This window comes from Bartonella tribocorum (genome assembly GCF_002778015.1).
In the GTDB taxonomy this organism is placed as follows: Bacteria; Pseudomonadota; Alphaproteobacteria; order Rhizobiales; family Rhizobiaceae; genus Bartonella; species Bartonella tribocorum_B.
This window is the reverse complement of sequence record NZ_NJPP01000040.1, coordinates 1-12,072: the sequence shown is the minus strand read 5'-3', so window position 1 is coordinate 12,072 and position 12,072 is coordinate 1. Positions and strand designations below refer to the sequence as shown.

General features: G+C 43.6%; 7 protein-coding genes. 1 reads left to right on the top strand and 6 read right to left on the bottom strand.

All coding sequences use genetic code 11. The features are described 5' to 3' along the window. Window positions 1-421: 421 nt before the first annotated feature. A complete protein-coding gene (locus CEV08_RS08235) occupies window positions 422-742 on the bottom strand; it encodes a hypothetical protein (RefSeq protein ID WP_100131157.1) in 321 nt (106 codons plus the stop codon). A gap of 1,498 nt (window positions 743-2,240) precedes the next feature. On the opposite strand from CEV08_RS08235, the gene CEV08_RS08225 reads away from it, so the two are divergent. Continuing rightward, a complete protein-coding gene (locus CEV08_RS08225; protein ID WP_100131155.1) occupies window positions 2,241-2,645 on the top strand; it encodes a helix-turn-helix domain-containing protein in 405 nt (134 codons plus the stop codon). 1,779 nt (window positions 2,646-4,424) lie between these two features. Here CEV08_RS08225 and clpB read toward each other — a convergent pair. The 5 genes from clpB to infA all read right to left on the bottom strand — a co-directional run bounded on the left by clpB (window position 4,425) and on the right by infA (window position 10,731). After that, window positions 4,425-7,004 carry an ATP-dependent chaperone ClpB gene (gene clpB / locus CEV08_RS08220; RefSeq protein WP_100131154.1) on the bottom strand — a complete coding sequence of 860 codons (2,580 nt, stop codon included), beginning with the start codon at window positions 7,002-7,004 and terminating at the stop codon, window positions 4,425-4,427. Between the two features lie 1,727 nt (window positions 7,005-8,731). Next, complete coding sequence (yacG, locus tag CEV08_RS08210; RefSeq protein ID WP_245407076.1) at window positions 8,732-8,896, bottom strand: DNA gyrase inhibitor YacG; 165 nt, start codon at window positions 8,894-8,896, stop codon at window positions 8,732-8,734. Between the two features lie 323 nt (window positions 8,897-9,219). Continuing rightward, a complete protein-coding gene (gene yacG, locus CEV08_RS08205; protein ID WP_100131158.1) occupies window positions 9,220-9,456 on the bottom strand; it encodes a DNA gyrase inhibitor YacG in 237 nt (78 codons plus the stop codon). A gap of 99 nt (window positions 9,457-9,555) precedes the next feature. Continuing rightward, window positions 9,556-10,287, bottom strand: a complete 732-nt coding sequence (locus tag CEV08_RS08200; protein WP_100131151.1) for a Maf family nucleotide pyrophosphatase — start codon at window positions 10,285-10,287, stop codon at window positions 9,556-9,558. A gap of 225 nt (window positions 10,288-10,512) precedes the next feature. Next, window positions 10,513-10,731, bottom strand: coding sequence for a translation initiation factor IF-1 (gene infA, locus CEV08_RS08195; protein ID WP_004857577.1), 219 nt, complete (start codon window positions 10,729-10,731; stop codon window positions 10,513-10,515). Window positions 10,732-12,072: the final 1,341 nt, after the last annotated feature.

Below are 12,072 nucleotides of genomic sequence, written 5' to 3'. Positions count from 1 at the left end.
CCCAAGGCCCAAAAGCCCCGCCCCTTCAAACACCGCACTCCTGTCCCCCACAAAAGCACGGTATCCGCCCCCATTTCACCTGTCCGCTACAACAAAGCCCACACAAACACACCATCTTCGAATTTCATGCCCCGCACCGCACCATCCTCAAGCCTCACACTTGCCTATCTCTCAAAACACCCCCAAGATCCCTCCCCAGTATCAGATCTCAAGTTTCACACCCCTTATCCATAAAACCGTGCCCCCTTACGGACCACGCCCCCACGGACCACGCCCAAGTTCTTGCCCAGATCTCTTGAAAGCATCATTTTCTTCAATACACGCGCTCACGCATCATCCACCAAAGCAGCGCCCTTTCAAGATGACATCTCTCATCATTCACTTAACATTTTCCAATATCACAAACTTGCATTTCGCAGGTTCATACTTCAAAATCCCGCTTCTCCAGTTCGGTATTTTTTGACTTCACTGGTACGATCTCGATACGTGAAACTGTTTTGACATCTCCTCCTGCTTCTCCCGTCACTTGAAGAGGCAAAACTTTTGCCAACAGTGAAAAAAAAGGCACGGGATTATTCAAAGCATGATATTGAAGATAAGATACCAATCCGTCCTCACCATACTGAGATCCCGCCTGCTCAGCGGCGGTCAAAAGGGCTTCATTAAATCGCTTTGTTGTTTTATTCAAAGACCCTTTTTTCCGTCCTCTTCGACGTAAGGGAAGACAACGTTCCTCAGCCATCATCATATTCCTCCCGATAAAGAAAAACCAATCCTATGCCATGAAAAAATGACATGAAAATCAGCAACAAAATCTCAAAAAAAAATCAACACTTAAAAAAAATGATCCCCCACCCTAAAAGACAAACGCCCACACAACGCATAAATCCTTCACTTCATTTTACGGATACACATTTTTACGCTTTTACGTCTTTACAGAGAACAGCCAAACAAAACGCCCAAATAGCCAACCCGCGCTACACTATAAACACGCGTCTGTAAACAATCCTATTTCTTAAATCCCCTACCTCTCACCACGCCTCACAGGACGATTTTTCATGAAAACTTAAGAGCAAGAACTGTTCTCTCCACTTTTTGCCTTTTTGCGCTCTCCATCTCCTAGTTCTCTCACTCCATTTATGCCACTCTACCACGCCAAAAGCCCAAATCCTCCGCTTCATTTCACAGATTCACGCTTTTACGCTTTTCCATCTTTACAGAAGGCGGACAAATGAAACTTTTCCCCTCAGCGTCTCACACTGCTCTGTCAAGAATCCAACATTTTGCAGAAGTTTCCTCCGACCAGCCCCTCAGGCAGATCAGCACACCCTCAAACAATGACCACATTCAACAAGCAAGCCTTTTCTGAATATTCTTACACCCATCCCCCTCCAACACAAAGAGCGCAGGCTCCTAAAAATACCGATCAATTCCGCTTCTTGAAGCAAATATTCCCACCCAAAAGACGAAGCTTCACACACAATATCAAAAAGCTTCTCCCCCAGCACCAATACCAATTTTCACACGCTTCATCCCAGCTTTCCACTTCATTTGCAGACTTGTTCTCCAGTCCTCTCACCCCATTTATGCCACTCTACCATGCCAAAAGCCCAAATCCTCCGCTTCATTTTACAGATAACTGTTTTTACATTTTTACATCTTTAAAGAAAACATTAAATAAAACGTTTCAAACCACCACACGCCGCCTTGTAAACAACCGTCTATAAAAAACCCAGCTTCGCTTAAAGCTAGTTTTCCTGCTAATTATTTTATATGGTTGTCACCATCCCTCAAACGAGGCTGCTTCACCAGACAGACATAAGCCCAGCTCCCCAATATTCACCACACTTTTTCACAAAAAGCACCTTATAAATTTACATGCTTGAAGGTCTCTCGACGGCATATCCTTGCTCTAGCGAACCATTATTACCACGCCTCAAACGATAATGTTTTACAGTACAACCACATAGAAAATATTTTAATTTTCCTTGCCAATCTTCTGAAATTACTTTATCATTCAAAAGATGCTTTGGTCGTCTACGCAATGATCAATAAGGGATTTGAAAGTCCGAAAGCTCAGTACAAAAAATCGATACCACTTTACTGGTATCTCCCGGATTCCGGGAGCTTTTGCTATGTCCAGGTGTGATAAACACTAAAAGCAAAAGGCTGACTGAGCTCAGTGCTTTCAAACTCCCGGATACCAACGCGAGGGCGCTCGCAACCGGAGGGGGTTTGAAATGCAAACTAAAAATTCACATTTCAACGACATTTCAATAGGTAAAAGAATTCGTTATAAACGCATTTCAATGGGACTTTCTCAAAAAGAATTAGGAAACCATTTAGGTGTCAGTTTTCAACAAATTCAAAAATATGAAAAAGGCACCAACCGTGTAAGCGCAGGGTGTTTACTAGAAATCGCTCAAAAATTGCAAGTTCCGATGAGCTTTTTTTATGCGGATCTTTTAACAGCCGATCTTGCCACAAAAGAAGATCTTGTCTCAGAAGACAATGTCTCACACCATGATCAAAACATCACCAGCAAACAAGATATCACCAGTGAAAAAGAACAGACACTTTTGAGAAAGTTTAGAGAGCTCAAACCGAAAAAACAAAAGGCAATCTTGTGGTTGATTTCAGATTAGGTCAAAGAACATCAAGCAACTTAGGCAAAAGAGCACTCAAACATTATCCGCCGATACACCCCTGCCATTACCCATCAACACCCCGTACGCCTAAAGCTTTCGATATCGAACATTACCATCCCCAAAACACTGGCTTTTATGGCAACATTTTATGATACAATGAGACACCACCCTACTTCAAACAACAGAACCTTACGGCACCCTAGAGCAAGAAACACCACAACGCTGGAAAGACGCTTGATCATTTTCACCCCATCATCCTCCCATGTATCTTACCTTATTTAAAGATACAATTCTGATTGTGCCATAATGATATCTTTTTACATTGACCTTGTCAAGCTTTTATATTTTACTTTTGATCTTTTTATATCACTTTTTCTCGTAATCGTCTCGATTATGCAACCATAATGCCCAAAATATAAAGCACAAAATAAAACGTCCCAAATAAAATATCCCAAATAAAATATCATTGTGTTGCGCATTCACGCGTTTTTGAAAAAAACATTTCTTACTGCTTTTCCCATTTCACAAGAGCACGCTGCAAAGATAATGCTCAATGCCCTGAGGTCATAAAAACCAACCTCTCCCCCTCACATCATTCCTCACGTCATCCCCTTTACATCACTGCCTCTTGTAGCACACCCCTCCATCCCATTCTTTCTCATTTCAACACACTCTCCTCCATTTTTTCTCCTTCATTCACCCCCCCCCCAACACATTTCCCTTCTTCATCTCCATATTCTCTCTCCATTCACAAATGCTTCGCCCCCATCATCCACCTTTTGCCTCCCAACTTTCCCCTTCATTCACAGGCTTGTTCCCCTCAAAATTCTCTCACCATATTCCACATATCCTTTTACACCACTGCCTCTTGCCCACATATTCCTATCCAATATTCACTCCCTCCTCCATTTCTCCCTTCTCTCGTCAACGCACCAACAAGCTTGTCTCCTCTTTGCTCCAATCACATCCCCCTTTCCACTCTTGCGTTTCTCTCCATTCACCAACGCTTCTTTCCCCTCTCTCCATCTTCCACACTCTTCTCCCTCTCTTGGCTCCAACCATCACCACATCTCTTTATCCTTCATTCCTCTCCACCCCCTTTTCMCCCCTAACTTCTCCTCCCTTCCCATGACGCGCTCCCCCCCAAATTCTTCTCACCCCATTCCACACCACGACGCCCCCCAACATACCCCAAAGCACATACAACGCTTCAAACCCGCCATTTCCTTAACCTTCCCTTCCTTTTTCGCGGATTTATAGTTTTACGTTTTTACAGAAAAAAGCCAAACGAAACACCAAAACAGCCGGCTCGCGCTACACTATAAACACAAATCTATAAACAATCCTATTTCTGAAAGCCTCCTCCTCTCATCACGCCTCAAAGGATGATCTTTCATGGAAACTTAAGAGCGAGAGAAGTAGAGAGAACAGTTCTTGCCTTTTCACACTCTCCGTTCCCTTATCCTTTCACCCCATTCCACACCATGATACCCCTCAACATGCCCCAAAGCACGCACAACGCTTCAAACCTGCCACGTCGTTAACTTCCTCTTCCTTTTTTACGGATTCACGCCTTTACGCTTTACCATCTTTACTAAAATGCAGCCAAATAAAACGCCCACAAAGCATCTCACACAGCTCTGTCGAGCCACCCAACATCTTATAGAAAACGCCTCTGACCTTGCCCCACATACCGATCACCCCCCCCCACAAACAATGGTGTTTTATGGCATAAGAGGATGATCACCACCTTCTATAGCGTAAATTTTCCCCAACTTATATTTCCGGTAAAAACGCTAATCGATCACCTTGCTTTTCAATTGTTACCGCCGTTTCATCTTGTATTTCTCCAAACAAGATTTTTTCTGCGAGAGGATCTTGGATTTCCTTTTGGATAATACGTTTAAGCGGACGTGCCCCATAAAGGGGATCATAGCCTTTATCGGCAAGGAATTGTCGTACTTCTGGTTTGATATGCAAAGTTATGTTGCGTTCATTGAGCAAATTTTGCAAATGCTGTATCTGAATATCAACAATAGCCTCCATATCCTTGCGTTGCAGCCGTTGAAAGAGAATAATCTCATCAATACGGTTTAAAAACTCGGGACGAAAAGCAGCTTTTACCACATTCATGACATCGTCTTTTGCTTGATTCATCGTTTGTCCTTCAGGCAAAGCAGTTAGGAACTCAGCCCCAAGATTTGAGGTCATAATCAACAAAGTATTACGAAAATCAACCGTTCTTCCTTGGCTATCCGTCAAGCGCCCTTCATCTAACACTTGCAACAACAAATTAAAGATATCAGGATGCGCCTTTTCAATTTCATCGAACAGAATAACTTGATAAGGTCTTCTTCGCACAGCCTCCGTAAGCACGCCTCCTTCTTCATATCCGACATATCCGGGAGGCGCTCCAATCAAACGTGCCCCCGCATGCTTTTCCATATATTCGGACATATCAATACGCAACATGGCATTGGGGTCTTGAAAAAGAAAAGCGGCCAAAGCTTTGGTTAATTCGGTTTTTCCCACACCGGTAGGCCCCAAGAACATAAAAGACCCAAGCGGACGATTGGGGTCTTGGAGCCCAGCACGCGCCCGCCGTACAGCACGCGCCACAGCTTGAACCGCTTCTCCTTGTCCCACGACACGGGTTGCAATTTCATCTTCCATGCGCAAGAGCGCCTCTCGTTCTGCTTCCAGCATCCGATCAACCGGAATTCCAGTCCAGCGTGAAACAATCCGTGCAACATGTTCAGCGGTTACCGTTTCTTCGACGAGATGATTTTGTTGGTCATCATTTTCCGCTAAAGTTAATTGTTTTTCGAGTTCAGGAATGACACTATAAGCGAGTTCCCCAGCTTTTTGGAATTGTCCATTACGCTGCGCAATAGCCAAAGCGTTTCGTGCTTCTTCGAGTTGTTTTTTCAAATCAGCAGCATGCCCTAATTTTTGTTTTTCGGCTTGCCAAGCCGTTGTCATTTCAGCAGACTGTTGTTCCAAAGTCTCCAGTTCGGTTTGCACATTTTTCAAACGTTCTTTTGCTGTTGGCTCAACATCTGTTTTCAAAGCTTCCCGTTCGATTTTCAACTGTAAAATTCGCCGATCAAGTGCATCGAGTTCTTCTGGTTTTGAATCGACTTGCATACGCAAGCGTGCTGCTGCTTCATCGATCAGATCAATCGCTTTATCCGGCAAGAACCGATCCGTAATATAACGGTAAGAGAGCTTTGCTGCTGCAATCAAAGCACTGTCAGCCAAACGCACTTTGTGGTGTTGTTCGTATTTTTCTTTAATACCGCGCAAGATAGAAATCGTATCCTCCAGCGAGGGCTCAGGCACAAAGACAGGTTGAAAGCGGCGCGCCAGAGCAGCATCTTTTTCGACATATTTTCGATATTCATCAAGGGTTGTCGCGCCCACACAATGGAGTTCCCCACGCGCCAGAGCAGGTTTTAGCAAGTTCGAAGCATCCATAGGGCCATCGGATTTTCCTGCCCCTACGAGATTGTGCAATTCATCAATAAAGAGGATAATTTGTCCATTTTCGGCTTGCACTTCAGCCAGCACGGCTTTAAGACGTTCTTCGAATTCACCGCGATATTTTGCACCCGCAATAAGTGCCCCCATATCCAGCGCATAAAGTTGCTTATCACGCAAAGTTTCCGGCACATCGCCATTGATAATGCGCAGCGCCAATCCTTCCACAATGGCGGTTTTTCCCACTCCCGGTTCTCCGATCAGCACAGGATTATTTTTCGTCCGCCGCGAGAGCACTTGAATAGTCCGTCGAATTTCTTCTTCCCGCCCGATGACAGGGTCGAGTTTTCCCTCCCGTGCATCTTTTGTGAGATCACGTGCATATTTTTGCAAGGCATCATATTGTCCTTCGGCATGGGGACTTGAGGCTGTTTTTCCCTTACGCAGTGCATTAATTGCCTGATTAAGCGCTTGCGGGGTCAACCCAGCCTTTGTGAGAATATCGGCTGTTTTTGCGGATTTTTCCATAAGCAGCGCTTGCAAGATGCGCTCGACAGTGACAAATTGATCACCCGCTTTTTGCGCGAGCTCCTCAGCCAGCGCGAAGACTTTTGCCACCGGCTGCGAGAGATAGAGTTGTCCATTTCCCCCTTGCACTTTTGGCAAAGCCTCGAGAACTTCTTTAAGCGTATTTTGAATAAACTTAAGATCCCCCCCTGCTTTTTGGATAAGCGACGCCGCCAACCCTTGAGCATCGTCTAACAATACTTTCAAGAAATGCTCCGGCATAAACTGCTGATGATCAGAAGCCAGAGCATTATTTTGTGCGGATTGTAAAAACCCCTGCACACGTTCGCTATATTTTTCTAGGTTCATTTTTTTCCTTTCTTAGGACAGCCCTTTAGTCCCCGCTTCTTAGTCATCGCCACGGCCCTTTTGCTCTCTCAAAACACCCACTAAAAGCTCTCCCCAGCATGTTATAAAGACCGCCCCACCACACGAACAGCAGAAACGTTGAAGCATGAAGAACTGTTGTGTTTAAATGAATATGGGTTGTGATCTAAATGAGTGCAAGAGCAAAAACATGAAAGAAAAAACAAAGCCAAAAACGCATGCGAAAAGCATCACAGAACCAGAAGCTAAAGCCCTAAGATTTTTCAAAAAAGCTTCCCCCAAAAAATGACCTCATCCTTTACGACAAATCGCTACATTTCCCATCTCCTAAAAACATTCAGGAGAACGCATTAAAGCAAAGCCATAGAGGATTGATCTTCATGATGCTCTAAACACCCTTCTTTTTTGAACATCTTCCCAACATAAAATCTCCTTCAAATTTTCCTCAAGCAAAAAACTTTCCAATCAAATGGCTCTTTTTCTGTATGTCCCTACGGCCCTTTTTATACGCTCTCCCACACTCTCACACCACTGATCAACCAACATTTTTTTTGCAGAAACCAACTTTTATAAAAGGAATAAGCCAGCCTCAACCGATTGCCAATGTTCCGTCTCTTAGCTCATGAAGTGTTTTTTCATCTCCCCACGCCTTTTTAAAAAACTCTCAACCAACAGCATTATCCTAACAGACAAAACATTCTCTCGCTCTGCACCGGCTCATAAACAACCCCCTCCTTCATACTATTCCTTACGCCATTCTTCACACATCCCCTCACGCCAACTCTTTTAGCCTCTCTCCCCCACATTTTTTGTTTCTTCTTCACGCTTAAATACCAAAAGCAATCCGACCATCCGCATATTGCCAACATAACGCATCCTTACACATAAGAATTTTCTCATCTCCCTATGCCTCAAACAACAGCACTTCATAGAAACTTCACAGCCAAGCCCCATTCCTCACACCATTTTTTCTTCCCTCGTTTTCCCCTCACGCTTTCCATTCATACACGCCATCCCATCAACACACTCTCATCCCCCCATCTCCATCCCACCTCTCTTCCATTTCAACACTTTCTCCCTTTTCCCACTTGCGCCACCGCACGCAACACCCCCTTTTATCCCAACTTACCTCTCCCTTCACAAAACTTGTTCCCCCCAATTCTCCCCCCCATCTCACCCCATGAGACATACCCAACACACTCCAAAAAACCTCCCCAACCCAAAACCCCAACACGCCCTACAACCTACACAATGCAAAAATTCTCCACATCCTTAACTTCTCCTTCCTTTTTTACAGATCGCCGTTTTTACGCTTTTACGCTTTTACGTCTTTACAGAATGTAAGCCAAATAAAACACCCAAACCACCACTCCACACCACTTTGTAAACAAAGATCTATAAACGACGCCCCAACCTCTTGCTCCGAAAATATTTCACCCTTTAAAGAACATGTATCAGTGACAGAACCAAACAAACCCTATCCCATCCCCAGCCTCACGCTCCCCACGTCCTTTACCTCATGCCTTTTTCATCAACTCTTCCCCCCTCAACGAAAATGCACAGAGCTTTTTTACGTCCCTCCCAGAACTTTTTATACCCCTCAATATCTTTTAGAAAACAAAGCCCCCTAAGACTACTGCAACGCTCCCCAAAATCCTACCTAAACCACGCAAAGCGCTCATAGCATTCCCCCTTAAGAAAACGCCCTTTTATTCTTCTTCATCGCTAATCTTTGGAGGGAGCGGAAGGATATAAGCACCCGAAAGCCAGCGATTAAGATCAATCGCGCGACATCGGCTAGAACAAAAAGGATAAGCAGACTTTTGAGACATTTGACCACAAACCTGAAAATTACTGCAACGCTTGCCCCTCACGCCTTACTTCAACACATAAAACTTTCGTAGCATTCTCTCTTAAGGAATACCCCTTCAGCAACAAAATAACCAGACTTGATTAAAGAACCGTTTTCTCAGCCGCCCTCCATTGCTCAACATTCAATTTTCCCCCAATCCTCTAAACAAAAAAACTCAGACATTTCTTTAGCTTCATCACCCATCCGCTAAAACTCAAGCTTCTTTTCAAATTCAGCACGCAAAGTATCCTCACTCAGCCCCCACGCTAGAACACGACCTACCTCTCTTCAGCGTCCATACAAAAAAGCTCTCTCAGCATTTTCTCCTCAAGACACATGCCCCCTTCACTCTTCTTCATCACTAATCTGTGAAGAGGGAGGGAGGATATAAGCACCCGAAAGCCAACGATTAAGATCAATCGCGCGACATCGGCTAGAACAAAAAGGATAAGCAGACTTTTGAGACATTTGACCACAAATAGGACAAAGGTGCGGCGGACGCTCTTCTTTTGGCAAATTGGGTTCTTTTTGCTCAGAGAGCTTCCTTTCACTTTGAGATGTCTGTTTTCTTTCCTCTTTCATTAAATTTTCTTCTGTTTCTTTTTTATTTTGCTTTATTTCATTTTCGCTTTGCACTTTTTGGTGCCTTTTACCCTACATGGCTCTTGCCTTAAAATTTTTCTAGAGCGTTTTTTTCATCCAATGGGCGTAAAGTGGATAGTGATAAGCGGTCAAGAGATCGACTGTTTCAGCCAAAGGCAAACCCACAACATTAGAATAAGAACCGGCGATATAAACCACAAAAGCCCCTGCTTTTCCTTGGATAGCGTAGCCACCCGCTTTCCCTTCCCATTCTCCTGAAGCAAGGTAAGCCTTTATCATGGAAGAGGTTAAGCGTCTAAAACGGACACGACTTTCAACCAATTTTACAGTTATTTTTCCCTGTTCATTCAAGGCACAAATGGCGCCATAAACCTTGTGCGCCCGTCCAGAAAGGAAGCGTAAACATTCATAAGCCTCATCCTCTCCTTCTGGTTTGGGAAGAATAGTACGGCCCACAGCCACCACCGTATCAGCCGCCAAGATAATCATTTTCTGCCCAGACAATTTTTGGGAGACGTTCTGCAATTTTTCTTGGAGTTTTTGATTTTCTTGGGCCTTCTGCGTGCACCAGCGCAAAGTCTCTTGCGCTTTCAGTGCTTTTTCTTTTGCCAAACGTTTGGCAAGGTTTGAGGGATGTTCTTTTAATTTTGGTGTTTCATCAATATCGCTTGCATAAACCTGCTGAGGATCAATCCCTATTTGCGCTAAAAGTGCCAAACGCCGGGGCGAAGCAGAGGCAAGCACCAAATGAATTTCTTCTCCAAGAGTTTTGGCCAAATGTTTTTCCCCCCATTCTCTTATATTTTTCATGTCCACCCCTTAAATCACAATGCGCTCTTCTCTTCCCCCTTTTAAGCGCTTCATTTTCAGCCCCCCCTTTTAAACGCTATTGATTATCTTTATTCTTTCGGCACCGACTTTACACTTTTTTCAGGTCATTTTAAACATTCATTTTCTCTCCCATAGAACTCCCCCTAAAGATCTGTTAAAAATAATAAGAAAATTTTGTATAAAAAGTGTAAGCCCTCCATAAGGCTATTTATAGCGGTATGTAATGCGTCCTTTTGTCAAATCATAAGGAGTCATTTCGACCATAATTTTATCACCTGCTAACACGCGAATACGATTTTTTCGCATTCTTCCAGCGGTATGCGCAATAATTTCATGATCATTTTCCAGTTTTACACGAAACATCGCATTAGGTAAGAGTTCAGTAACGATACCAGAAAATTCTAAAACTTCTTCTTTTGACATAAACAATCATTTCCTTCACAGTGCACATATTTTGTTAAGCTGTGCGTTATTTTTCAGCGTTCATACCCTATTTTCTCAAATTTGTGAATAAAAATTCAACAAAAAGGGAAAGGTTTTTCAAGTTTTCTCTCTTCTGTTCTCCAAAAACCTCACCCTCCCTTTTGAAAATTACACCTTGATCCCCTCAAATTTTAAAATTTTACCTGCCAATTTTTTCCAATCTTTATACAAATAAAATGAGATCTGTAATCCCCATAGCATTGACATTATAACTTGGGGCAATAGGCGTTATTGTTTGAATGTTTAAGTGTTTACAAACCATTTGGATCGTGACTTTTCGCCACTTTCTAGTAACTTTTACTGCGAGCATTTTTTTTATGGTTGCTCATTTACACTCATCATGAACTATTTTATGTATTTTTTTAAAAGATCATTGTGAAACTCTTTGAACATATCACGCAGCACATGAAATCTTCAAACCACCAGCGAACAATCTCTTTGCTTAAAATTCCCCCAAAGAACAACATTTCCCCCCATACTGCTTTACAAACAAAGATTTTTAAACGATAACACAGCCTTTTGCGCCCCTGACCGACTTCAGATCACAGCGCCCCTCAAATAAAGCTTAAGCGCAACAAACCAAGTCCTATCCTATCTCCTCACGCCATGCTTCACGCAACTCTTCACACCAACTCTTTTACAAACCATCTTCTCTAGCCTATCCATATTCACTCTCTCCATCTTCCATTCCTCCCTCCTCTCGTCAACGCACCAACAGATTTACCCCCTTTCATCTCCGCTTACCCCACAAGCTCGTTTCCCCAATCTTCTCACCCCATTCCACACCATGACACCCCTCAACATGCCCCAAAGCACATACAACGCTTCAAACCCGCCATTTCCTTAACTTTCTCTTCCTTTTTCGCAGATTTACAGTTTTACGCTTTTACGTCTTTACAGAATGCAGACAAATAAAACACCCAAATAGCCAGCCCGCGCTACACTATAAACACAAATCTATAAACAATCCTATTTTTGAAAGCTTCCTCCTCTCCCCATGCCTCAAACGACAGCATTTCATAGAAACTTCACAGCCAAGCCCCATTCCTCACACCATCTTTTCTTCTCTCCTTTCTCCCTCGCGCACTCCATTCATACACGCCATCCCATCAACACACTCTCATCCCCCCATCTCCATCCCATTCTCTCCCATTTCAATATTTTCTCCCTTTTCCCACGTGCGTCACTGCACGAAACACCCCTTTTTATCCCAACTTACTTTCTCCAATCCTCTCACCCCATCCCACCCCATGAGACACACCCAACACACAGCCCCAAAAG